Genomic DNA, 23,141 nt, shown 5'->3' on the forward strand with positions numbered 1-23,141 from the left:
ATTGCGAATGAATCTCGATATGATCGCGACCCGTTGCAATAATCGCCACGCATTGTTGCGCGAACCGATAAAAATTATTTCGGGATAAGACATGGTTTATAAAACGCTACATATCTACAATCGCCCGCACTGAATTTCCGGCGCTGCTCACCCTGAGCTTACGGCGGCGGTCGAGGGGCGTTGGACGCTCCATGCGACCCCAGGTGTCGGCACCTTCCAAATATCCGCACCAAATGGAATTGGTCTGTAACAAGGCCTTTGACCACGAATTCGAATAAGAACTCACTGCTAGCCCAGGATTTGTCAAACAGCGCGTAACGCGCCGGGCAGGCCCTTATTCAATCGAAGAAAAAATGCCAACCCTTGGCACGGTGAAGTGTTGGCCATCAAAACCCAACTGCATTGCGCAAGCTGCTTTAGAGGTCGTGAGATGAGTAAAAACAGGTACCCCCGATTACTAGGCTTTTTGCCGCTGCTTGGCATGATGTTAATGCTGGGAGGCTGCAAGTGGACCTTGCTCGACCCGAAAGGACAGGTCGGTCTGGATGAGCGAAACCTGATCATCACCGCTACCTTGCTGATGCTGCTGGTCGTGATCCCGGTGATCGTGATGACCTTCGCGTTCGCCTGGAAATACCGCGCGTCCAACACCAACGCGACCTACGCGCCCAAGTGGTCGCACTCCACCAAGATCGAAATCGCGGTGTGGCTGGTCCCGATCCTCATCATCATTGCCCTGGGTTATGTGACCTACAAGTCCACCCACGCGCTGGACCCGTATCGTCCGCTGGAATCCGACGCCAAGCCGATCAACATCGAAGTGGTCGCGCTGGACTGGAAGTGGCTGTTCATCTACCCGGACCAGGGTATCGCCACGGTTAACCAAATCCGCTTCCCGGAGCACACTCCGCTGAACTTCAAGATCACCTCCGACGCTGTGATGAACTCGTTCTTCATCCCTGCCCTGGGCGGCCAGATCTACGCGATGGCAGGCATGCAGACCAAGCTGCACCTGATCGCCAACCAGAAAGCTGAAATGGAAGGCATCTCCGCTAACTACAGTGGCGCTGGCTTCACCGGCATGAAATTCAAAGCGATCTCGACGAGCCAGGAAGATTTCGACGCCTGGGTAGCCGAAGTCAAGGCCGCACCTAAACAGCTTGATCAAGCTGAATACGAAGCCCTTGCCAAGCCAAGCCAGAACAACCCTGTCGCGCTGTACTCCTCGTACACGCCGGACCTGTTTCAGAAAATCGTCGACAAGTATGAAGGCATGAAACCAGGCAAGCCGGTCAAGCACGAGAAGAAAGAAGTGGCCGCTGTGGAAGGGACTGACATGAGCTCGCATTCAGCTGCTGGGGCAGAGGAGTAAACGATGTTTGGTAAATTAAGTCTGGACGCGATACCGTTCCACGAGCCGATTGTCATGGTGACCGTTGCCATGATCATCCTCGGTGGTCTGGCGCTTGTCGCGGGTATCACGTACTTCAAGAAGTGGTCCTACCTGTGGACCGAATGGCTGACTTCGGTCGACCACAAGAAAATCGGCGTGATGTACATCATCGTCGCCATGGTCATGCTCCTGCGCGGCTTCGCCGACGCGATCATGATGCGTACCCAGCTGGCCATGGCCACCGAGGGTTCGCCGGGCTACCTGCCTCCTGAACACTATGACCAGATCTTCACCGCCCACGGTGTGATCATGATCATCTTCATGGCGATGCCATTCTTCACCGGCCTGATGAACCTCGCAGTGCCGCTGCAGATCGGCGCGCGTGACGTTGCCTATCCGTTCCTCAACTCCCTGAGCTTCTGGCTGCTGGTTTCCGGCGTCGTGCTGATCAACCTGTCCCTGGGCGTCGGCGAATTCGCCAAGACCGGCTGGGTTGCGTATCCGCCGCTGTCGGGCCTGCAATACAGTCCGGGCGTGGGTGTCGACTACTACATCTGGGCGCTACAGCTATCCGGGCTAGGGACGACACTGACGGGGGTCAACTTCCTGGCCACCGTGCTGAAAATGCGTACCCCGGGCATGAAGATGATGGACATGCCGATCTTCACCTGGACCTGCACCTGGGCCAACGTGCTGATCGTCGCTTCGTTCCCGATCCTGACCGCTACCCTGGCACTGCTGACGCTTGACCGTTACATGGATTTCCACATTTTCACCAATGAACTTGGTGGCAATCCAATGATGTACGTGAACCTGTTCTGGGCTTGGGGTCACCCTGAGGTGTACATCCTGATCCTGCCGGCGTTCGGTATCTTCTCCGAAGTCATCTCGACCTTCTCGGGCAAGCGCCTGTTCGGCCACCACTCGATGATCTACGCTTCCGGCGCGATCTCGGTACTGGGCTTCATGGTCTGGCTGCACCACTTCTTCACCATGGGTTCGGGGGCCAGCGTCAACGCCTTCTTCGGCCTGGCGACCATGCTGATTTCCATCCCGACGGGTGTGAAACTATTTAACTGGCTGTTCACCATCTACCACGGCCGTCTGCGTATCACCAGCCAGGTCCTGTGGACCCTGGGCTTCATGGTGACCTTCGCCATCGGCGGCATGACCGGCGTACTGCTGGCCATCCCGGGTGCTGACTTCGTCCTGCACAACAGCCTGTTCGTGATCGCGCACTTCCACAACGTGATCATCGGTGGTGCTGTATTCGGCTACATCGCTGGCTTCAGCTTCTACTTCCCGAAAGCGTTCGGCTTCAAGCTGCACGAAGGCTGGGGCAAGGCTGCATTCTGGTTCTGGATCTCGGGCTTCTTCGTCGCGTTCATGCCGCTCTATGCACTGGGCTTCATGGGCATGACCCGTCGCCTGAATGCCACGACCAACCCTGAGTGGGTGCCGTACCTGTACGTCGCCATGTTCGGTGCGGTGATGATCGCCATCGGTATCGCCTGCCAACTGATCCAGCTGTACGTCAGCGTGCGTGATCGCAAGCAGAACCAGTGTGTTTCCGGCGACCCATGGAATGCCCACACCCTGGAATGGTCGACTTCGTCGCCACCACCGTTCTACAACTTCGCCGTACTGCCGAAGGCCAATGGCATCGACCCGTTCACCGAAGCCAAGGAAAACGGTACCGCGTACCAGAAGCCTGCTCGCTACGAACCGATCCACATGCCGAACAACACCGCCACCGGCCTGGTGATGGGTGCTCTGTTGACCGTCTTCGGTTTCGCGATGATCTGGCACATCTGGTGGCTGGCGATCGCTAGCCTGGCCGGTACCGTGATCTATTTCGTGATCCACGCGGCTCGCGATGATCAAGGCTACATGGTGCCGGTCGACGTGATCGAACGCATCGAAGCCGAGCAGCACGCTCGCCTGGTAGCCGAGAAGAAGATTCCGGCCAACCGTGTAGAAACCTCGTTGGAACAGGCTTAAACCATGTCGAACTTAGTGACCAATGCTGGACACACCCATGTCGATGACCATGGGCACGATGACCATCACCACGACTCGGGCGAGATGACCGTATACGGTTTCTGGCTCTACCTGATGACCGACTGCATTCTGTTTGCGTCGATCTTCGCGGTGTACGCGGTACTGGTAAACAACGTAGCGGGTGGCCCGTCGGGCCACGACATCTTCGAACTGCCTTACGTGCTCGGCGAAACCGCCTTGCTGCTGTTCAGTTCGATCACCTACGGCTTCGCCATGCTGGCGTTCTTCCGGGGTAACAAGAAGCAGGTCCTGGGCTGGCTGGCCCTGACCTTCCTGTTCGGCCTGGGCTTCATCGGCATGGAGATCAACGAGTTCCACCTGCTGATCTCCGAAGGCTACGGCCCTAGCCGCAGCGGCTTCCTGTCCGGGTTCTTCACCCTGGTCGGCACCCACGGTCTGCACGTGACCGCTGGCCTGATCTGGATGGCGATCATGATGTATCAGGTCAACAAGCACGGCCTGACCGCAACCAACAAGACCCGCCTGAGCTGCCTGAGCCTGTTCTGGCACTTCCTGGACGTGGTCTGGATCTGCGTCTTCACCGTTGTTTACCTGATGGGGACTATGTAATGGCTAATGCACACTCCCATGACAGCCATGATGCTGGCCACGGCAGCGTAAAGTCGTACGCCATCGGCTTCATCCTGTCGGTGATCCTGACGATCATCCCGTTCGGCCTGGTGATGTACCCGACCCTGCCGAAATCCATCACCCTGATGATCGTGCTCGCCTTCGCGGTGATCCAGGTCCTGGTTCACCTGGTGTACTTCCTGCACCTGGACCGCTCCGAGGCCCAGCGTAACAACGTGATCGCGTTCGTCTTCGCTGCCCTGGTGATCGTCCTGCTGGTTGGTCTGTCGTTGTGGATCATGTTCAGCATCCACACCTACATGATGGCGAAGTGAGGTAAGACCCGATGTCGCTCAAGCACTTTATCCAAATCACCAAACCGGGGATCATTTTCGGTAACGTGCTTTCTGTGGCGGGCGGTTTTTTCCTGGCCTCCAAGGGACATGTCGATCTGGCCATCTTCCTGGCCGCGATGATCGGCACGTCCCTGGTGGTAGCTTCCGGTTGCGTGTTCAACAACTGCATCGACCGCGACATCGACTTGAAGATGGAGCGCACCAAGAACCGCGTGCTGGTTCAGGGCCTGATCTCCCTGAAAGTGGCACTGGTCTACGCGACCCTGCTGGGTGTCGCCGGCGTTGCGTTGTTGTACAAGGTGGCCAATCCGCTGGCGGCGCTGTTTGCCGTGATCGGCTTTGTCATCTACGTCGGTTTCTACAGCCTGTACCTCAAGCGCAAGTCGGTGCACGGCACGCTGGTGGGCAGCCTGTCCGGGGCGATGCCGCCGGTGATCGGTTACGTGGCCGTGAGCAACAGCTTCGACATGGCCGCGCTGACCCTGCTGGTGATGTTCAGCCTGTGGCAGATGCCGCATTCCTACGCCATCGCGATCTTCCGCTTCAACGATTACCTGGCCGCATCGATTCCGGTGCTGCCAGTGAAGCGCGGCATCCTGGTGGCCAAGAAGCACATCCTGCTCTACATCCTGGCGTTCCTGGTGGCGACCCTGATGCTGACCTTCAGCGGGTATGCCGGCATGAGCTACCTGGCCGTCGCGGCCGCGATGGGCATGTACTGGCTGTACATGGCCTGGACCGGCTACAAGGCGGTGGACGACACCGTCTGGGCCCGCAAGCTGTTCGTGTTCTCGATCTTCACCATCACCGCGCTGAGCGTGATGATGTCCCTGGATTTCAAGGTACCGAGCGAACTGCTGCTGACCTACGCGCCATAAGCTGCAAAGGCTATGAAAAAGCCCCGCCTTCGAGAGAAGCGCGGGGCTTTTTATTGAGTGTCAGTCAGTGGGCTGTTTAAATATTCAAATGACTCTATTCATGCAGGAAGCAGAATGATGAAGAAAAAAGCTGTTGTCGTATTCAGTGGCGGGCAGGACTCGACGACTTGTCTGATCCACGCATTGCCGCTCTATGATGAAGTGCACTGCATTACCTTTGATTACGGCCAGCGTCACCGCGCAGAAATAGAAGTGGCGCAGCAGCTCGCGAAGCAGCTGGGAGCGACAGTCCACAAAGTGCTGGATGCTTCGTTGCTCAATGAGTTGGCGATCAGCAGTCTCACTCGGGACAATATTCCGGTGCCGACGGTGAACAGTTCAGGTGAAAGCCTGCCTAGCACTTTCGTGCCGGGAAGAAACATTCTGTTTCTGACCCTGGCCTCTATCTATGCCTACCAGGTACAGGCTGAAACAGTCATTACCGGGGTGTGTGAAACGGACTTCTCGGGTTATCCCGATTGCCGTGACGAGTTTGTAAAGGCCTTGAACAAGGCCGTCGAGTTGGGCATGGAATACCGCCTGCGTCTTGATACGCCACTGATGTGGCTGAACAAGTCGGAGACGTGGGCGCTGGCGGATCATCACAATCAGTTGAGCCTGATCCGCGAGCAGACCCTGACGTGCTACAACGGCGTGATTGGCAGCGGTTGTGCCAATTGCGATGCGTGCAACCTTCGTGCAAGAGGGCTGAGTGATTACCTGGGGAACAAGACAGAAGTCATGAATAGCTTGAGAAGCAAGATGAATCTGCAATGACGGCTTGATCGACAGTACGTCAATGGATTTCAACACTGCATCCACACCTGCCGGATGAGTGTTGAATCCATCAGCTTGAGATAAAGAGTGGTTGCACTACTTTGTCTGGCTGTCCGTCATGTATCTCTTGAACAGTGACCTGGCTCCATAGGCAGGCAAGATGTTGAAGAAGGCAAAGCACACCTTGATCGCGATCTGCACATAAATCATGTTCAGGATGTCGTTGTTTTGCATCGAGCCATAAAAGGCGATGTAGCAAAACACGAAGCTGTCGATAATGACCGCGAACAGCGTACTCAAGAATATCCGCAGGAACAGGAACCTGGAATTCGTCAGCTCTTTTATCTTGCACAGCAAGTACGAGTTGATGTTCTCGGAAACCAGGAAAGAGACAGAGGACGCCACCAGGACAGATGACACATGAATGATCACATCGTTGTACGGGGTGTCGAGCTTCCAGCCTGGCAGGCCGGGGAGAAAGGTCGAGCCATAGAGCAGGATGATAATCATGGCGTTGCTGGCGAAGGCAAAGAAGATCGCTTTTCTTGCCAGCCGCAGTCCAAAGTTTTCGTTCAACAGGTCAACGATCAAGAATGTCAGGGGATAAAGGAAGGTGCCCGGAGTGATAATGATGCCAAGGGATTCAAGATAAATGGGCTTGGTGGCGGCAATGCTGGTGAAGATATAGAAGGTAAAGAGCAGTAGATTGAGGATGATATAAATCATCCATGAGCTTTCGTGGCGGTCATTCAGATCGTATGCGGTCAGCGCTCCTCCTTGGGAGTAGAACTTCTTGTAGATGTTTTTAACTTCCATTTTGTTCAGGTTTTCCATTATTTCGCTGTTAAGCACTTCGCTCAGTTTGATTTTTATGACTTTGCCCGTAGCGATGATCATGATCACCGCCAGGCTCTTGTTGTTTTCAAAGCCCAGAAGTTTATATTTGCTGTTCTCGAGTTCGCCTTCATAAGCTGCCATTGAATCGCTCCTCGATGATGTCACCCACCACAAGTACTCGGTCTGAGTCGGAGCATGGCTCATTGATGATGAACAGCTTTCTTGCCTGTCTGTCGTAGACCAGTTTTTCCTTGTCGTCGCTCGACACTCCCTTTTGAATGATCAAGAGGTCGCCGGCCTCGTACAGGCCCTTGATCTCATTCTCCAGCAGCACCGCTATCAAGTTGTAGGAGGCGCCGAAGTAATAGGTCAGTGGGTGAAGTATGGCCAGTTCGCCAATCCGCTTGTCCATGTTGATCATCAACAGGCTTTCCTTGAGGATCGGAACCGCCGCCGGGTTCATGTTTCCTTGTGGGGAAATACTGCTGTCGATGATTTCCTTCTCTTCAAAATCGACGGTTTCTATTTCTTCGTAGGAGACACCGAAGAAATCAGAGATTTTGCGAATGGTGGATTGCTGTACGTTGCTGACCTTGCCTTCCAGAATGTTGTAGATGGTCGTCCTGGTCAGGCCGCTGGCATTGCATAAAGACAGTTGCGTCTCGCCGCGACTTTTTATCAGGTATTTGATATTGCTCTTCAAATACTCTGTTCTTTCTCTTCTGTGCATCAAATGCTCACCATTTCCTTATAGTCGCCACGCTTAGGGGCTTTCATAGCGTGCGTGGCGTGCATGACATTCAACTGCTCGACGCCAGGGGGTGAGAACAGTCGGATTGATGCGGCAAGAGCTTGTCGGCTTTGTGGTCTGTACCAACTCGCTAGTGCTCCTTTAGCCAGCCTGCATCCATCCTGGAATATTTCGCTGTCGGTATCGGGCGCGCCCGGAATCCTTGGGAGGGTTCGGACCGAGGGCGCCGCGGGGGGCAAGTGTTGCATGTCCCTGTCATGACAATAAAGCCCCGAAATGCGCGGTGCCATCGCCTTGATAGGCGAACATCCAGCAGCAACGCAAACCTGCTGTCCCTTCCCGCTCCTCGGAAAAGAAGCATTTAATTTGGAAAGTGTTTAATTTTTTGATTAATTAGCTGCCCACGAACGTTAAACCAGGAAGCGTGCTGTCGTTCGTAGCACGCAAATGACAAGGAAGGAACACCGAACGATGGCAGCTTATACAGAACCACTGAGGGACCAGGCCGACCTGTTGCGACGTGGTTTGGCGGATTTGCGCGCTGAAGACGCCGAACTGGCCGGGATCCTGGACGCTGAAGTCACGCGTCAACACCGCACACTGTCCCTGGTTTCATCCTCCTGCGCGGCCAACCCTCGCATCCTGGCGGCGTCTGCCTCGGCACTGGTCAACGTCACAGCCGAGGGCACGCCAGGCAAGCGTCATCAGGTTGGCTGCGAGAACGTCGACCTGGTCGAGTCGCTGGCGATTCGCCGGGCGCGGGAGTTGTTCGGGGCGCAATATGCCAGCGTCCAGTCACACTCCGCCTCGAACGCCAACTACCAAGTGCTGGCTGCCCTGCTCGAGCCGGGGGACACCATTCTCGGAATGGCCCTCGATCATGGCGGGCACCTGACCCACGGCAGCCCTGTCGCATTCACCGGCGCCCACTACAAGGCAATCCGCTACGGTACTACCTCGCAGGGCGTGATCGATTACGCAGAGGTACGCCAACTGGCGCTCGCCCATCGTCCGCGCATCATCATCTGCGGTGCGACCGCCTATTCCCGGGTCGTGGACTTCCAACGCTTTCGCGCTATTGCCGACGAGGCCGGGGCCATCCTCCTGGCGGATATCTCCTATATCGCCGGGCTGGTCGCAACGGGGCGGCATCCGAGCCCGATCGACGTGGCGCATGTCACCACCGCTTGTACCCACAAGCAACTCGCGGGGCCTCGTGGCGGCCTCATTCTTTCCGGCCGGGACGCCGACACCAAGGTTCCCGGCCTGAGGGCGAGCTTCAGTCGGGTCCTTGAACAAGCGGTATTCCCCCGGATGCAAGGCGCGCCGGCGGTCAACATGATCGCGGCCAAGGCCGCTGCGCTGGGCTACGCGATGTCCCCCGAGTTCGATGCCTACATGGGACGGATTCGCAGCACGGCCGATGCAATGGCCAGCGCATTCATGGCGCAGGGCTACGAGGTCGTGGGCGGGGGGACGGAGAACCACACGGTTCTGCTCAGGTTGCGTGGGGGCATCAGCGGTTCGATTGCCGCCTCGGCACTGGAGCGATGCGGCATTATCGTGGGTAAAAACCGCGCACTGGGGGAAACCCGGTCCTCATTCGTCGCCAATGGCTTGTGTATCGGCACCGGTTCCATCGCCCAACGCTACATCGATTCCCAAGGGTGTCGTGAAGTGGTCGATCTGGTGTGCCGGATACTGGACAAGGTCACGCCACTCAGCGAGCAGAAGTACAGCCTGGAGCCTGAGTTGCAAGAGCAGTTCCGACTCCAGACCGAGGCGTTGTGCGCGATGTATCCCATTGCCGATTACCGGGGCAACTGAGGGGGCCCGGTCTTTCATTCGCAGGAGCCAGCCGCTGAGGGGCGCTGCGCTGTTGCGCGATCCGCCCTCTGCGCGAGCCAGCTCGCGGGTACGGGTTATTGCTGTTGTAGAGCGCTGTAGCCTTCGAACGCGGTCTGCTGCTGGATCGCGGTGACGATGTTCTTGCGGGTGGCTGGTTGTTCGTTGCCGTCCTTGTCGAAGAACACTTCGCTTTCCAGCTCAGCCTCGTCGCCTTCGCCGACAAAGGCGAAACCGAGGAATTCGAAGGCTTCACGGTCGACGTTGGCCTTGGAGCGCGGGCGGATCGGCAGGGTGACGCTGATGCCGTCCTTGCTGATGGCGAACACTTCCATTTCTTTCTTCGGCCGCGCCTTGCTTTTGCCGCCGCCTGGGCTGCTGATGGCCTGGTGGGTCTGGTTCAGCACTTTCAGCGCCAGGCCGTAGACCAGCTCCTGGAAGCTCGGGTCGTCCTTGTAGCTGGACAGGATGCGGCTGATCGGGAACTTGCTGCTCAGGTCTTCGAGGGCGGCGCTGTCGGCGGCCTCGGCGTCCTTGAGCTGCTTGAGCTGGCCCATGAGTTCATAGGCGCGGTCGTCGTCGAAGCGGTCGTGAGCCTGGCGGATCTCGGCGCGCAATTCGCGGATCTGGTCGCTTTCCTTGGTGGACTGGAAAGCATCGAGGACCATCTCGCTGATGGTCTTGGCCTGGGACACGTGCTGTGAAAGATTGATGGCGTTTTCGTATTCCGCTTTGGACGACAAGGCGTTTACGGATTCTTCTGTATTGGAATCGGACATTGATATTTCACTACTTCGTTTAACTGGAAATGAGGCTAGAAAAGCACCGGGCCTTTTCAGGGCGCCTAATTTATGGGACCGAGGCCCCATTGTCACGGACCAACGGACCGGTGCGAAAAGGCGTGGCTCTACTGACCCACGATCGACGGGAAAATTCCGGCGTCGATCATCCCTGGCGAGTGCTCGCCGGGCAACGCCCGACAGCTCATTTCCTTCAGCGTTGCGCCTGCTGGTGAAACTCGGCGAACGAGATCATGCGCTGGTGCGCCGGGTCCCACAGCTTGAGTCGCAGGCAGCGGTAGATATCCCGCGGGTGCAGCGAGGTGATGATGGGGGACTGCAACGCGGGGATCGCCGCCATGGCTTGCGGCAGGCGGTAGAAGGGGATGCCCGAGTTGGCGTGATGCACATGGTGGTAGCCGATATTGGCGGTGAACCAGGCCATCAGTGGGCCGGTGCGCATGTAGCTGGAGGAGAACACCGCGGTGGCGGCATAGTCCCAGTCGGCGCGCTCGGGGTAACGCACGCCGGGGAAGTTGTGCTGGCAGTAGAACATGTAGGCGCCCAGCGCCGAGCCGGACAGGCTGGGGATCAATACCCCGTACAGCAGGATGTCCGGTGCCAGCAGTGCCAGGGCGACGGCGCTCGCCAGGTTCAGCGCCAGCGCCAGTAGCGACCAGAGCCGATGCCGCGGCTGGGTGATCAGCGACACCATGCAGATGCTGAAAATGAAGATGCTGAATGACGCCAGCAGGATCATCAGCGGGTGCCGGGCGACACGATAACGCAAGCGCTTGAGGCGCCCGGCGCGGGCATATTCCTCGGTGGACAGCAGGGGAAAGGTGCCCAGGTCAGTGTGGGTGGACAGCAGCGGCAGGCGGTTTTGTTCCGCGCCGACGTACTGGCAGCTGTGGCCGTGGTGGTAGTCGTGGGACTGCTTCCACAGCGTCGGCGGGGCCATCAGCAGCAGGCCGAAGGTCTTGAAAAACACCTCGGCAAAACGCGAGCCCTTGAGGATCGCGCCGTGCATGTAGTCGTGGTACAGCACGAACATGCGCACCAGGGACAAGCCCAGCAGCACGCTGCACGCCAGGCGCAGCGGCCACCACAACGGCATGGCCACGGCCGCGCCGAACAGCCCGATCACCAGCAGCGTCGAGTAGAAATGCCACCAGCTCAGGCGGCGGTTTTCCACGGTAAAAGGCAGGGTCTGGCGAATCAGCTCCTTGCCATAACGCGCCAGTTGCTCGCGGTTCAGGCCATCGGTGGGCCAGGGAATGGCCCCCGGCAGGCGCTGCTCCTGGCCTGAACCAACGGGGCAATAAGGCGGGGCGGTCGAGGTGTCCAGCGTGCGCATGGGTGCTGCTCTCCTTAGCCGATAACCGCTTCGTTGGGGCGGTGCTGCATGAACAGCTGCGGCCGCCGGTCCTTCCATGGCCGTGCCTGTTCCAGCTGGCCGGCCAGGCGGAACAGCAGGCTTTCCTCGCCAAAGGCGGCGCTGAGCATCAGGCCGATCGGCAGGCCCTCGGCGTTCCAGTGCAGCGGCAGGGAAATCGCCGGCTGCCCCGAGGCGTTGTGGATGGCGGTGAACGGGCTGTAGTCGATCAGCGGGCCGTAGGTGTTTTCCAGGTCGCAGGAATGGATATCCACCACCCCGTTGCGCAGCGGCGGCCGGGCCAGGGTCGGGGTCAGCCAGCAATCATAAGTCTGGTGGAAGCGCGCCATTTCCCGGCCGACCTGCTGCAGCACCAGCTCGGACATCTGGTACTCCACCGCACTCACGCCGAGGCCGCGTTGATGCACGGCCTGGGTCAGGTTTTCCAGTTCGCCGGGCAGCGGGCCGCGTCCTAGTTGCAGGCTCATCAGTTCTACGGCGAAGGCGATTCCGGAGAACCACAGGGCGCTGAAGGCTTCGGCAAAACTTTGCAGGTCCAGCTGCGGCGCGGCTTCTTCCACATGGTGGCCGAGGGATTCGAGCAGGCGCGCGGTGCTTTCCACCGCTGCGATGCAGTCGGGGTGCAGCGGCCGACCGGCCGGGTCGGTGCTGGAGAAGGCGATGCGCAGGCGCCCCGGTTCGCGGCCGAGCTGGTCGAGAAAACGCCCCTGCATGGGCGGCGCGCGATACGGATCGCCCGGCACCACGCCGTGGGTGGCGTCGAGCAGGGCGGCGCTGTCGCGCACGCTGCGGGTCAGCACATGTTCGTCCAGCAGGCCGCTGAGCAGTTCGCCGAAGTCCGGGGCCAGGGAGTTGCGCGCCCGGGTCGGCTTGAGGCCGACCAGACCGCAGCAGGAGGCGGGAATGCGGATCGAGCCGCCGCCGTCGTTGCCATGGGCCGCCGGGACCATGCCAGTGGCCACCGCGGCGGCCGCGCCACCACTGGAGCCACCGGTGGAATACTCCAGGTTCCACGGGTTGCGCGCCGGGCCGTAGAAGGCCCCTTCGGTGGTGGGCAGAATGCCGAACTCCGGGGCGTTGGTCTTGCCGACGAACACCAGCCCGGCCTGGCGAAAACGCTTCACCAGCTCGCAGTCCTGGGGCATGACCCGTGCTTGCAGCATGCGCGAAGCCAGGGTCGAGGGCAGGTCCTGGCAGTCGCCGAGGATGTCCTTGAGCAGGAACGGCACGCCGTGCAGCGCGCCCGTCGGCACGGCCTTGTCCTGTTCGGCGGCCTGCGCCCGGGCCTTGTCGTAGGCTTTGTAGACCACGGCGTTGACCGCCGGGTTGAAGGCTTCGATGCGGCGTATGGCTTCCTCCAGCAGTTCGGAGGGGCGTACCTGTCTGGTTCTGACCAGATCGGCCAGGCCGACCGCGTCGAAGGTGGCGTATTCGCTAAAAGACATCCTGTTCTCCCGGTGCTGCGCACGCTGGTGGCGAAACCGGAACGCTCCCGTTCCGGCGTGGATTTCATGACATGGCCAGTTACACAAGCCCAGCTTGCGCAGGCCCGGATAGTCGGCTTCACCTCTTTGAAAAGGGCTGATGACTGCAAGGCTGTATGGCAAAAAGCCATGCATGCATCGAGCTGTGAGGCGAATATGCGCCGGGGGCGGAAATTGCGGGTATACGCCGTTCGGAGTATTAACTTCGAGTGCGCGCTCCCAGAGGATGATCAAGCGTAATGGATGCGCAAGGCCGCAGATTTCGGGCCTTGCGGGAGATGGCTAAGTACGGCTGCCTGGACACAAAATAATGACTACGAACGACCACGATAGCGACGTTCCGTATGCGAATTTTTCGGAATGTCTGCAGCTTCACGCCCATACGATCCCGGACCGATTGGCCTATCGTTTTCTGCACAACGGGCGAGACGAAGAAACCCTGATCACCTTCTCTGAACTGGACCGCGCAGCGCGAGCGGCGGCGGCCCGGTTGCAGGGGCATTGCCGGGTGGGGGACAGGGTGCTGATCCTGCTCAAGCCGGGCCTGGACTATGTGATCGCCTTCATGGGCTGTCTGTATGCCGGGCTGGTGGCGGTGCCGGCCTATCCGCCGGGGGCGACCAAGACCCTGGACCGGCTGGACGGCATCATCGATGACTGCCAGCCGACGGCGGCGCTGGCCAGTGGCGAGGATGTCCCGACCATCCAGGCCCGGCTGGGGCAGGCCGAAAGTCCGCGGGTGCTGGACATGGCGACTCTGGACCTGGCCCTGGCCAGCGAATGGCGGACGGTTCCTGTGACCCGGGACGATATCGCCTTTTTGCAATACACCTCCGGCTCCACCGGGATTCCCAAAGGAGTGGCGGTGACCCACGGCAACCTGATTCACAATTCGCGCAGCATCAGCCGCGGCTTTCTGACCCACAAGGACAGTCACCTGGTCAGCTGGCTGCCGCCGTATCACGACATGGGGCTGATCGGCGGCATCCTGCAATCCTTGTTCGTCGGCTTCGGCTCGACCCTGCTGGCGCCGATCCACTTCCTGCAACGGCCGCTGCGCTGGTTGCAGGCCATCAGCACCTACCGCGGCACCGTCAGCGGCGGGCCGAACTTCGCCTATGAATTGTGCCTGCGCAAGATCAAGGACGAAGAGCTGGCCGGCCTCGACCTGAGCAGTTGGGAGGTGGCCTTCAACGGCGCCGAACATGTGCGGGCGCAGACCATTGCCGCCTTCCATGAGCGTTTCGCCCGCGCCGGTTTTGCCAGCACCTCGGCCTTTCCCTGCTACGGGCTGGCCGAAGGTACGCTGATGGTCAGCGCCGGCGGTAGCAAGCGCGAGCCGGTGATTCGCCAGTTCCATGCCGGCTTGCTGGAGGACAATGTGGCGCGCCTGCACGACGACCAGGGCAGCGACGCCGAGTTGCGCCTGCGCACCCTGGTCAGCAGCGGCCGTGGCATTCCGGGGCAGGGCCCGTTCATCTGCGACCCGCACACCGAACAGCCGCTGGAGGACGGGCGGGTCGGCGAGATCTGCATCCTCGGCGACAGCGTCGCCAGCGGTTACTGGCAGCGCCCGGAGAGCACCGCCGCGGCCTTTCGCCCGGCCCCGCCGGCGCTGGGCTGGTCGCGCTACTTCCGCACCGGCGACCTGGGCTTCCTGCTCGATGGCGAGCTGTTCGTCACCGGGCGGCTCAAGGACCTGATCATCGTCAATGGCGTCAACCATCACCCCGGCGATATCGAGAACACCGTGCTGCGTACCCATGACAGCTTTCGCCCGGACGGCACCGCGGCCTTCAGCATCGAGACCGGCGACAGCGAGCAGGTGGTGATCGCCCAGGAAATCGAGCGGCGGGCCTTGCGCAGCCTCGACCTGCCGCAGCTGTTCAGCGACTTGAAGGCGCGGCTGTGGCAACAGCACCAATTGGCGCGGCCGGTGCTGTTGCTGGTGTTCGGCGGGTCGTTGCCGCGTACCTCCAGCGGCAAGATCAAGCGCCAGGAGTGCCGCAAGCAGTTCGCTCCCTGGCTGGCGGCACTCGAGGGCACGGCGCCGGCCGAAGCCCATCCGCTGGACAAGTCGGTGGTCGCGGTGGAGAGCAACGGCCGGGTATTGCGTGACATCACCGTCGACAGCCAGGTCGTGGAAGCATGACCAGTCTATCGATCGGCCCGGTGCATGCGCCCAAACCCGCGGCGTTGCTGTTCGCCCAGCCGGCCTTCTGCGAACCGCGGCTGGAACTGGCCAGCCGCCCGCGGTCGGTGCTGTCGTTGCCGCCCACCGACAGCCAGCAACGGTTGCAGCTGACCAGCGTGCTCAACTCCATCACCTCGGCGCGCAGCATCGCCGAGCTGACACAGCAGACCCAGCTGGCGCTGCCGCAGATCCTGCCGTGCGAGAACTTCGTGTTCGCCAGCGGCCGGGTCCGTGCGCACCGGGTGTTCTTTTCGCACCTGATTCATCCGGACAGCGTCTCCGATGACCTGATCAAGGCCATCGTCGGTCGCGACGGCATGATTCCGCCGCTGGGCATCGACCCCATCGAGCATTGCGGACGCCCCAAGTTCACCACCCTGGAGCGCCTGGGTAACTCGCAGGACCAGGTGTGGGCGAAGATTTTTCGCGAACACGGCATACGCAATCTGGGCTGGACCCTGCTGCCCGGATTGCACCGCAACACCTTCACCGGCTACTTCTTTCACAACATCTCGGCCACCGTGGCCCATGAAAGCAAAATGCGCATGATGGTCTTCGCCCCGTACCTGCACATCGCCCTGAACCGGGCGCTGGGCAGCAAGCTGTTGCGCCACAACCCGGGGCCGAACCATCAACTGTTGTCCATCCTGTCCAGCCGCGAAGCGGAGATTTCGCGCTGGGTGGCCCGAGGCAAGACCAACTGGGAGATTGGCCAGATCCTCGGCATCAGCGACAAGACCGTGAAAACCCACCTGCAGAACATCTTCTCCAAACTCCAGGCGTCGAGTCGGGCGCAGATCGCGGCGTTGTTCTGCGACGAGTGAGTGCTGCCTGTCTTTCATCCAGTAACCACCCCCTCAGTGCTGACGAGGCTCAGTGCTTCGGCGTCGCCTGCGCCTCCCCCCTGTAGGAGCGAGCTTGCTCGCGATAGCCGCGCAGCGGCGGCTCCATTGGACACCGTGCCGTCATTGAGTTTTTTTTCGCGAGCAAGCTCGCTCCTACAACGGAGTGGGCGGTCGTCGCTCAGGTGTTGGCGATGCTGGGCACGGCATTTCGAGGCGCCGCGTGCCCGCTCATTTTCGGCTTCGACCGCGTCCTCCGGCCCGGCGCTACTCCTTACGGAGTATTGAGCTGAGCCGGCATGACGCCGAGCATCGGGGTGTAGCAAATGGCCTGCTGCGGCGGGTCATCCACACTCAAAACGCGTTTGCATCATGACGCCTGCCCAAGCGTCGATCCCGTGGTTTCACCACGGGGTGGCGCGGGCCAACGGCCATGCAAAGGAAGCGAAATACGCTGGGAGGCGACTGTGCATATAGACGAAATAACCTTTGCCGTGACCGAAACCCTGGCCAGCCTGCTGGAGGTCGATTCCGGGTCGCTGGACGTCGAGCGTTCGTTCCACGAGATGGGCGTCGACTCGGTGCTGATCGTCGGTCTGTCCGCCGAGTTCGAAGACCGTTTCGGCATCTCCCTGGACCCGGAACTGGCCTACCTGCACGACACCGTGAGCAAGGTCAGTCAGCATCTGTATGGCGTCATCAACCAGGGCGCGCTCGGCGCGGTGGGGAGGTAAGCCATGGCTGACTCTTTGCTCAATATCACCCGCCAGGAACTGCTGGAATTCGTCGGCCTCAACGAGACCGTGGTTCGCGCCCAGGGCACCCGGATCGAAACCGCCAGCGGCCAGACCCTGATCGATTTCGTCGGCCAGTTCGGCGCGGTGCCCTTCGGGTATGGCGCGGCGCCAATTACCGAGGCGATCCACACATTCCTCGCCAGCGGCCAGGCCTCGCTGGTCCAGCCACTGATCAACCCCGGCGCCGAAGAACTGGCGCGGCGTCTGATCGAGCTGGCGCCGGGCAGCCACTCGAAAGTGACCTTCACCACCAGCGGCGCGGAGACGGTCGAGGCGGCGATCAAGCTGTGCCGCGCCGCGACCCAGCGCGAGCTGGTGATCGGCACCCTGACCGGCTTTCACGGCAAGACCCAGGGCGCGGTGGCGGTCACCGGCAAGGCCATTTACCGCGAGCCGTTCCAGATCCGCGCCGAGGGTTTCAGCCATGTGCCCTATGGCGACCTGGAGGCCCTCGAGGAACAACTGAAAACCCGCCGTGCCGCGGCCTTTTTCGTCGAGGCGGTGCAGGGCGAGGCGGGCATGATCACCCCGCCGCCAGGCTACCTGCTGGCGGCGCAGAACCTCTGCCGGCAATACGGCACCCTGTTTGTCCTCGATGAAATCCAGACCGGCCTGGGCCGCACCGGCGAGCTGTTCGCCGCCACCGCCCACGGCCTGGAGCCGGACGTAGTACTGCTGGCCAAGGCCCTGGGCGGCGGTGTCGCGGCCATTGGCGCGTGCATCTACGGCGAGCAGTGCTGGAGCCGTGATTTCGACCGGCACCACAGCTCCACCTTCGCCGTAAATGGCTTCAGCGCCGCCATCGGCCTGGCCGTGCTCGACCAGCTCACAGCCAACGACGGCGCCCAGCTCAAGCACGCGGCGCAGCAGGGCGCCTACCTGCATGCCGGGCTGTCGCGTCTGGTACGCGACTATCCCGAGGTGTTCCACAGCCTCGACGGCCGCGGCCTGATGCTTGGCCTGAAATTTCGCCGCTGGAGCGGCGAGCGCCTGTATACCCTGTCCCTGGCCAGCGCCTTCGGCGCCCTGGTACCGATCGTTTGCGGCTACCTGAAAAGCCGCCATGGCGTGTACTGCCTGCCGACCCTCACCGAAGGCAACGTGCTGCGCATCCAGCCACCGCTGTGCATCGAACGCGCCGACATCGACCTGCTGCTCGAAGGCCTCAAGGCGGTGGCGGAACTGGTGGTGCACAACCAGCAGCATCGCTTGATCCTCGAAGCCCACGGCTATGCCGGGCCACGGGGTGTGCCGAGCCCCTGGGTGGTGCCCGGCAAACCGCGCAGCAGCGGGCGCTGCCTGGGTCGCTTCGCCTTCCTGCTGCACCCGACCACCGCCGAGAGCGTCAACGGCGACAGCGTGGTGGACGGCCTGGGGCTGTCGGCGGCGGAAAAAACCTTCATGCAGGGCTGGCTCGACGACTTCTCCGAATGGGCCAAGCCGGACCTCGATGCCGGTGTGTCCTATCACGCCCGGCGGGTCTACAACGATGCCGGCGACTACGTCGAAGGCTGGCTGGTCGGCAGCCTGCTGCAACCACGCGACCTGATGCGCCTGAGCCTGGGCAAGCGGCGCAAGCTGCTGGCCAACTACCTGGACAGCGTCGCCGAGCTGGAGGTGGATTTCGTCGGCCTGGGGGCCTACACCTCGGTGATTTCCAGTGCTGGTGTCGATGTCATCAACGAGCGGTTCCACACCACCACCGGCAACAGCCTGACGGCCATGGTCGGTGTCGATGCGCTGCTGAGCACCTGCGCCAATCGGGGCGCGCCGCTGGCCAAGCGCCTGACCGGGGTGATCGGTGCCTACGGTTCGGTGGGCCGCCTGGCCAGCCTGCGCCTGGGGCGCCTCTGCGAGCACCTGGTATTGCTCGGCAATGGGGCCAATCGGGGCGCCATGGACGAGCTGCGGCTGGTGGCCGGCGAGCTGTATCGCGACGCCTTGCTGCAGATCCAGGGCGGCCACAGCAGCGGCATCGCCAAGACCCTGGTGCTGCTCCTGCCGAGCCTGGCCAGCGTCGAGCAACTGCTGGATCGCGACCTTGGAGACGAGGAGCAATTGCGCGAACTGTTCGACCGCATCGATGCCCTGGCCCAGGGCAAGCCGCAGGTGCAGCCGCCGCTGGTGATCACCGCGGACCTGGGGAGCTGGCTGCCACGCCTGGAAACCGTGCTCTCGGCCACCTCCAACGGCTCGGCCTTTATCGACCCGCTGGTCCTGCATCAGAACGCGATCATCTGCGACTGCGCGCAGCCGCCGGACATCGGTCACGTCACCCTGGCGCTGCGCCCGGACGTCACGGTGATCGAAGGCGGCCTGATCCATTTGCCCGACCGCAGCCAGCGTTTCGGCCAGCAGAACCTCACCGGTCTGCCCACGGGCGTGACCTTCAGTTGCCTGGCCGAAACCATGGTCCTGACCATGGCCGGCCTGCAGCGCGACTACAGCATCGGCAAGCGTCCTCCGCTGGAGGATGCCGAAGCGATCTTCGACCTGGCCCGAGCCTTCGGTTTCGCCCCCGCGGTGGAGCAGTTGATCGAAAAAGCCGGTTAACCCTGACAACGAGAAAGGAGTCCACACCATGTCGATGCACAACGCCCGCAACGCCACCGAGAAGTACCTGCCGGGCCTGCTCGCCGCCCTCCAGGAGCGTGGCCTGATGGCCCTGGAGCAGGCCGACCCGGCCGTGCTCTGCGGGCTGTTTCGCGACTACCGCGCCGCCGGCCTGATCATCCCCGAGACCTACGGCGGCCTCGGCGCCTCGCCGGAGGAAACCGTGGAAATCCTGCGGGCCATCGGTTCGCTGTGCCCGTCCCTGGCGGTGATGATGACCATGCACCACCACACCATCGCCACCATTGTGCAACTGGGCGGGCTGATCCCGGCGGCGGAAGAACTGCTGTGGGGCATCACCCAGAACCAGTTGCTGATCGCCTCGGCCTTCGCCGAGGGCAAGCCGGGCTCGGAGATCTTCAACCGCAGCGTCAAGGCGCGGCCGGTGGAGGGCGGTTTCGTCCTCGACGGCAGCAAGAAGCCCTGCACCATGAGCCACCACATGGACGTGATCGTGGTCGGTGTCGCCTGTGAGCAGGACGACGGCAGCGTCAGCCAGGGTTTTGCCGTGGTCTTTGCCGATGGCAGCACGGTCACCCGTGAACCCTTCTGGAACGCCACGGTGCTGCGCGCCACCGACAGCAACGAACTGGTGTTCAACGGCGTGTTCGTGCCCAGCGAGCGCATGCTGCTGGCCGACGGCGCCGACAGCGAAGAAGTGGCCGCGACCGCCATGGAAACCTCGCTCAACGGCCTGAGCTGGTTCCAGCTGATGGTCGGCGGCAGCTACCTGGGCGTGGCTTCGGCCCTGGTCGACCGGCTGCTGCGAAAAGCCTTCGCCGACCCCGCGCAACTGGCGCTGCTGTGCATCGAACTGGAGGGTGCCCATCAGGCGCTGCTCGGCACCGCCGGCGAATTGCAGGCGCAACAGGATGCGCCGATGAACACCTACCACAAGGCGCTGTGCACGCGCTTCCTGGTACAGGCAGCGATCGAGCGTGCGACCAACCTCAGCGTCGAGCTGTTGGGCGGCATGGCTTTCATCGCCTCCGACGAAGTGGCCTATCTGCTGGCGGCCTCCCGGGCGATCTGCTTCCACCCGATCTCCCGCGGCGCCGCCACGCCGTTGCTGGCGCAGTTCCTGCGCGAGTCCTACAGCGCCTGATTCGCCTGCTACCGCAGCCGGAGCTGTGGCGCCGCTGGCGTCGCTCCGGCCTCGGCAACATGCCTAATGGAGTAGAAGCATGAGTAGCGATTTTCTCTATCCGCCGCGCCCGGCCAATGTCGGTCGCGGGTTTCACTGCCTGGCTGTTCCGCTGTTCAGTCTGCTGCTGGTGTTCAACACCGCGGCCATCGTCGTGATTCTGGCCCTGTCGTGCACCTTGCAGGCCGGGCGCCGGGTGTTGTCGTGGTTGCCGGGAATGAAGGCCCTGGGCGGCTGGCTGGTGACGAGCTATCACCGCTTGTTGCAGCCGCTGGCCGAGCGCTTGCTCAAGGACCCGCGGGACGAGCCGATCCTCGCCGCCGCCATCAGCCTGGGCCTGACCGCCGGGCCGGTGTTCATCGCCCAATTGTGGCTCAAGGAAATCTCCTGGCTGCTGGTGCTGCTGTTCTACGCCTTCGTCTACGGCCCGAACATCCGCGGCTTCGTCCGCTCCTTCAGCGCCATGCATCAGGAAGGCCACGTGCCCGGCGGTATCTTCAAGCGTTCGAGCCTGCTGGATCGCTGGGTCGGCAACTCCTTCCTGTACATGTTCTTCGCCATTCCCATGGGCCTGATCCCCCACGCGGCGGCGCATTTGCAACAGCATCACCGGGAGAACGCCGGGCCGCTGGATGTCTACGCCACCGCACGCTACGACCATGCCAGCGCCTGGGATTTCGCCGTCTACATGGTGCGCGAGGTGATGTACCAGCAGTTCATGGTTTCGCCCTGGCTGTACTTCAAGAGCAAGCGCAAGCGCAGCCAGGCCCGGGCCATGGTCATGGGCAACCTGGTGCATGGCGGGCTGTTCGTCGCGCTGGCGTTCTACAGCCTGCCGATCGCCGTGCTCTACATGCTGGTGCCCTGGTGCGCGAGCAACTTCCTGATGGGCGTCATCCACTGGAGCCAGCACGCCTTCTACGGCGGCCAGGAAGACCCCAGGGACTGGATGTACAACACCGTGACCCTGCTGGAAACGCCGGTGAATATCCTCAACGAGGGTTACCACGCCTGCCACCATCACTGGGCCGTCGGCCACTGGTCGGAGAGCCCGGCGCTGTTCGAGCGGCTCAAGCCGGAACTGGCGGCCGCCGGCTCCATGGTGTTTCGCGACCTCAGCGTGTTCGGCCTGTTCGTGCTGCTGATGCTGCGCCGCTTCGATGCGCTGGCGGACAAGCTGGACTGGTGGCAGCCGCTGGACCACGCAGAGAAAGTCCGCCTGCTGCAATACCGGGTGCTGCCGGCGCCCATCTCGGCCCATGAGCACGCCCATCAACGGCGCCTCGGCACAGCGCACGACGCCCACGAATCCACACCTGCGCACAGCGCCCTGGGCCAGCCATGAACCGTCCCCTGACCTTGAAAGTCGCCGCCATCGAACGGGAAACCGACGACGCGGTGACCATTCACCTCAAGCAGCCGCTGCTGCGCAAAGTCCGCTACAGCGCCGGGCAATACCTGACCCTGGAGGTCGACGTCGACGGGACCAAGGGCTGCCGTGCCTATTCCATCAGCAGCACGCCGGGGCTGGACAAGACCCTGTCGATCACCGTCAAGCGGGTGGCCGGCGGCAAGGTCTCCAATCGCCTGGTGCAGGAGCTGAGCGCCGGCGACGCGGTGCAGACCCTCGGCACCCACGGCCGCTTCACCTTCGCTCCGCAGCCGGGTAGGGGGCGGCACTTGGTGCTGCTGGCGGCGGGCAGCGGGATCACGCCGATCTTCTCGATCCTCAAGTCGGCGCTGCACTTCGAGCCGGACTCGCAGGTGTCGCTGATCTACGGCAACCGCAATCGGGAGTCGGTGATCTTCCGCGACAAGCTCGACCAGTTGCGGCAGACCTTCGGCGAGCGTTTGCAGCTGGTGCATGTGCTGTCGCGGCCAGACACCCCGGGGGCTCACGAAGGGCGCCTGACCCGCGAGCGGGTGATGGACATTCTCGGCGCGCTGCCCGGCCCGCAGGCCCGCGAATACTACAGCTGTGGCCCCAGCGGCATGATGGATGAGGTGACCGCCGCCCTGGAGGCCCTGGGCATTGCCCCGGAACGTGTGCACCAGGAGCGTTTCACCCCGGCCAAGGCGCCAGTGGCCAGCGGCGACACGGAAAAACGCGTGGAGCTGCTGATGCAGGGCCAGACGTTCAACTTCACCGTTGCCCCAGGCCAGACCCTGCTCGACGCGGCCCTGGCCAGCGGCGTGCAGCCACCGTTTTCCTGCCGCAGCGGTTTCTGCACCGCCTGCGTCTGCACCCGGCTGACGGGGCAAGTGCGCATGCGCGAAGACCACGGGCTGTCGGCGGACGAACTGAACCGAGGCCAGGCACTGTTGTGCGTGGGCTATCCATTGACGGACGACGTGCGCCTGCAAGTCGATTAGCAATACAGACAG

Annotated in this window: 19 protein-coding genes; 14 read left to right on the plus strand and 5 right to left on the minus strand. The window is 61.8% G+C overall.

All coding sequences use genetic code 11. The features are described from left to right. The first annotated feature begins 430 nt into the window (after positions 1 to 430). The 6 genes from cyoA (at position 431) to queC (ending at position 6,074) form a co-directional block, all read left to right on the plus strand. The gene (cyoA, locus tag PVZ80_RS08830) at positions 431 to 1,372 is read left to right on the plus strand and encodes a ubiquinol oxidase subunit II (protein ID WP_009050698.1); all 942 of its coding nucleotides are present in this window, start codon (positions 431 to 433) and stop codon (positions 1,370 to 1,372) included. Positions 1,373 to 1,375: 3 nt separating this feature from the next. Continuing rightward, on the plus strand, positions 1,376 to 3,394 hold the full coding sequence (gene cyoB, locus PVZ80_RS08835) for a cytochrome o ubiquinol oxidase subunit I (protein WP_009045490.1): 2,019 nt from the start codon (positions 1,376 to 1,378) through the stop codon (positions 3,392 to 3,394). 3 nt (positions 3,395 to 3,397) lie between these two features. After that, a complete protein-coding gene (locus tag PVZ80_RS08840) occupies positions 3,398 to 4,024 on the plus strand; it encodes a cytochrome o ubiquinol oxidase subunit III (protein ID WP_007929702.1) in 627 nt (208 codons plus the stop codon). Next, positions 4,024 to 4,359, plus strand: coding sequence for a cytochrome o ubiquinol oxidase subunit IV (cyoD, locus tag PVZ80_RS08845; protein WP_007929704.1), 336 nt, complete (start codon positions 4,024 to 4,026; stop codon positions 4,357 to 4,359). Before PVZ80_RS08840 ends, cyoD begins: the two co-directional genes overlap by 1 nt. Before the next feature lie 11 nt (positions 4,360 to 4,370). Continuing rightward, the gene (gene cyoE, locus PVZ80_RS08850) at positions 4,371 to 5,258 is read left to right on the plus strand and encodes a heme o synthase (protein WP_007929705.1); all 888 of its coding nucleotides are present in this window, start codon (positions 4,371 to 4,373) and stop codon (positions 5,256 to 5,258) included. 117 nt (positions 5,259 to 5,375) lie between these two features. After that, the gene (queC, locus tag PVZ80_RS08855; protein WP_273863717.1) at positions 5,376 to 6,074 is read left to right on the plus strand and encodes a 7-cyano-7-deazaguanine synthase QueC; all 699 of its coding nucleotides are present in this window, start codon (positions 5,376 to 5,378) and stop codon (positions 6,072 to 6,074) included. A gap of 96 nt (positions 6,075 to 6,170) precedes the next feature. On the opposite strand, the gene PVZ80_RS08860 is transcribed toward queC, so the two are convergent. Both PVZ80_RS08860 and PVZ80_RS08865 read right to left on the minus strand, forming a co-directional pair. Beyond that, positions 6,171 to 7,052 (minus strand): queuosine precursor transporter, encoded by an 882-nt coding sequence (locus PVZ80_RS08860; protein ID WP_009050696.1) that lies wholly within the window; start codon positions 7,050 to 7,052, stop codon positions 6,171 to 6,173. Then, a complete protein-coding gene (locus PVZ80_RS08865) occupies positions 7,039 to 7,641 on the minus strand; it encodes a helix-turn-helix transcriptional regulator (RefSeq protein WP_028683348.1) in 603 nt (200 codons plus the stop codon). The genes PVZ80_RS08860 and PVZ80_RS08865 overlap by 14 nt, the downstream gene beginning before the upstream one ends. Before the next feature lie 492 nt (positions 7,642 to 8,133). Between PVZ80_RS08865 and glyA the strand changes: the two genes are divergently transcribed. Beyond that, positions 8,134 to 9,489, plus strand: coding sequence for a serine hydroxymethyltransferase (gene glyA / locus PVZ80_RS08870; RefSeq protein WP_038634967.1), 1,356 nt, complete (start codon positions 8,134 to 8,136; stop codon positions 9,487 to 9,489). A 95-nt stretch (positions 9,490 to 9,584) separates the two neighbouring features. On the opposite strand, the gene PVZ80_RS08875 is transcribed toward glyA, so the two are convergent. The 3 genes from PVZ80_RS08875 to PVZ80_RS08885 form a co-directional block, all read right to left on the minus strand. After that, positions 9,585 to 10,286 carry a hypothetical protein gene (locus PVZ80_RS08875; RefSeq protein ID WP_009050693.1) on the minus strand — a complete coding sequence of 234 codons (702 nt, stop codon included), beginning with the start codon at positions 10,284 to 10,286 and terminating at the stop codon, positions 9,585 to 9,587. 214 nt (positions 10,287 to 10,500) lie between these two features. Further along, on the minus strand, positions 10,501 to 11,643 hold the full coding sequence (locus tag PVZ80_RS08880; protein WP_273863698.1) for a fatty acid desaturase family protein: 1,143 nt from the start codon (positions 11,641 to 11,643) through the stop codon (positions 10,501 to 10,503). A 14-nt stretch (positions 11,644 to 11,657) separates the two neighbouring features. After that, positions 11,658 to 13,127 (minus strand): amidase, encoded by a 1,470-nt coding sequence (locus PVZ80_RS08885; RefSeq protein WP_273863699.1) that lies wholly within the window; start codon positions 13,125 to 13,127, stop codon positions 11,658 to 11,660. Between the two features lie 349 nt (positions 13,128 to 13,476). Here PVZ80_RS08885 and PVZ80_RS08890 point away from each other — a divergent pair, with 349 nt between their 5' ends. The 7 genes from PVZ80_RS08890 (at position 13,477) to PVZ80_RS08920 (ending at position 23,129) form a co-directional block, all read left to right on the plus strand. Beyond that, on the plus strand, positions 13,477 to 15,318 hold the full coding sequence (locus tag PVZ80_RS08890) for a fatty acyl-AMP ligase (RefSeq protein WP_124315409.1): 1,842 nt from the start codon (positions 13,477 to 13,479) through the stop codon (positions 15,316 to 15,318). Then, entirely contained in the window at positions 15,315 to 16,184 is an 870-nt protein-coding gene (locus tag PVZ80_RS08895; RefSeq protein WP_007929724.1) for a LuxR C-terminal-related transcriptional regulator, read from the plus strand. The genes PVZ80_RS08890 and PVZ80_RS08895 overlap by 4 nt, the downstream gene beginning before the upstream one ends. A 485-nt stretch (positions 16,185 to 16,669) precedes the next feature. Further along, positions 16,670 to 16,936: an acyl carrier protein gene (locus PVZ80_RS08900; RefSeq protein ID WP_016703515.1), complete on the plus strand. Its 267-nt coding sequence runs from the start codon at positions 16,670 to 16,672 to the stop codon at positions 16,934 to 16,936. Positions 16,937 to 16,939: 3 nt separating this feature from the next. Continuing rightward, positions 16,940 to 19,552 (plus strand): aminotransferase class III-fold pyridoxal phosphate-dependent enzyme, encoded by a 2,613-nt coding sequence (locus PVZ80_RS08905; protein WP_273863700.1) that lies wholly within the window; start codon positions 16,940 to 16,942, stop codon positions 19,550 to 19,552. A 28-nt stretch (positions 19,553 to 19,580) separates the two neighbouring features. Next, entirely contained in the window at positions 19,581 to 20,717 is a 1,137-nt protein-coding gene (locus PVZ80_RS08910) for an acyl-CoA dehydrogenase family protein (RefSeq protein WP_016703514.1), read from the plus strand. A 79-nt stretch (positions 20,718 to 20,796) separates the two neighbouring features. Beyond that, on the plus strand, positions 20,797 to 22,101 hold the full coding sequence (locus tag PVZ80_RS08915) for a fatty acid desaturase (protein WP_273863701.1): 1,305 nt from the start codon (positions 20,797 to 20,799) through the stop codon (positions 22,099 to 22,101). Continuing rightward, positions 22,098 to 23,129 (plus strand): ferredoxin--NADP reductase, encoded by a 1,032-nt coding sequence (locus tag PVZ80_RS08920; protein ID WP_041984282.1) that lies wholly within the window; start codon positions 22,098 to 22,100, stop codon positions 23,127 to 23,129. The genes PVZ80_RS08915 and PVZ80_RS08920 overlap by 4 nt, the downstream gene beginning before the upstream one ends. Positions 23,130 to 23,141 lie beyond the last annotated feature (12 nt).

The organism is Pseudomonas sp. B3G-3, assembly GCF_028640915.1.
GTDB lineage: Bacteria > Pseudomonadota > Gammaproteobacteria > Pseudomonadales > Pseudomonadaceae > Aquipseudomonas > Aquipseudomonas chlororaphis_I.

Coding starts and splice junctions, on each gene's coding strand:
- cyoA (WP_009050698.1), top strand. CDS start 431: ATGAGTAAAAACAGGTACCCCCGATTACTAGGCTTTTTGCCGCTGCTT.
- cyoB (WP_009045490.1), top strand. CDS start 1,376: ATGTTTGGTAAATTAAGTCTGGACGCGATACCGTTCCACGAGCCGATT.
- PVZ80_RS08840 (WP_007929702.1), top strand. CDS start 3,398: ATGTCGAACTTAGTGACCAATGCTGGACACACCCATGTCGATGACCAT.
- cyoD (WP_007929704.1), top strand. CDS start 4,024: ATGGCTAATGCACACTCCCATGACAGCCATGATGCTGGCCACGGCAGC.
- cyoE (WP_007929705.1), top strand. CDS start 4,371: ATGTCGCTCAAGCACTTTATCCAAATCACCAAACCGGGGATCATTTTC.
- queC (WP_273863717.1), top strand. CDS start 5,376: ATGAAGAAAAAAGCTGTTGTCGTATTCAGTGGCGGGCAGGACTCGACG.
- PVZ80_RS08860 (WP_009050696.1), bottom strand. CDS start 7,052: ATGGCAGCTTATGAAGGCGAACTCGAGAACAGCAAATATAAACTTCTG.
- PVZ80_RS08865 (WP_028683348.1), bottom strand. CDS start 7,641: ATGCACAGAAGAGAAAGAACAGAGTATTTGAAGAGCAATATCAAATAC.
- glyA (WP_038634967.1), top strand. CDS start 8,134: ATGGCAGCTTATACAGAACCACTGAGGGACCAGGCCGACCTGTTGCGA.
- PVZ80_RS08875 (WP_009050693.1), bottom strand. CDS start 10,286: ATGTCCGATTCCAATACAGAAGAATCCGTAAACGCCTTGTCGTCCAAA.
- PVZ80_RS08880 (WP_273863698.1), bottom strand. CDS start 11,643: ATGCGCACGCTGGACACCTCGACCGCCCCGCCTTATTGCCCCGTTGGT.
- PVZ80_RS08885 (WP_273863699.1), bottom strand. CDS start 13,127: ATGTCTTTTAGCGAATACGCCACCTTCGACGCGGTCGGCCTGGCCGAT.
- PVZ80_RS08890 (WP_124315409.1), top strand. CDS start 13,477: ATGACTACGAACGACCACGATAGCGACGTTCCGTATGCGAATTTTTCG.
- PVZ80_RS08895 (WP_007929724.1), top strand. CDS start 15,315: ATGACCAGTCTATCGATCGGCCCGGTGCATGCGCCCAAACCCGCGGCG.
- PVZ80_RS08905 (WP_273863700.1), top strand. CDS start 16,940: ATGGCTGACTCTTTGCTCAATATCACCCGCCAGGAACTGCTGGAATTC.
- PVZ80_RS08910 (WP_016703514.1), top strand. CDS start 19,581: ATGTCGATGCACAACGCCCGCAACGCCACCGAGAAGTACCTGCCGGGC.
- PVZ80_RS08915 (WP_273863701.1), top strand. CDS start 20,797: ATGAGTAGCGATTTTCTCTATCCGCCGCGCCCGGCCAATGTCGGTCGC.
- PVZ80_RS08920 (WP_041984282.1), top strand. CDS start 22,098: ATGAACCGTCCCCTGACCTTGAAAGTCGCCGCCATCGAACGGGAAACC.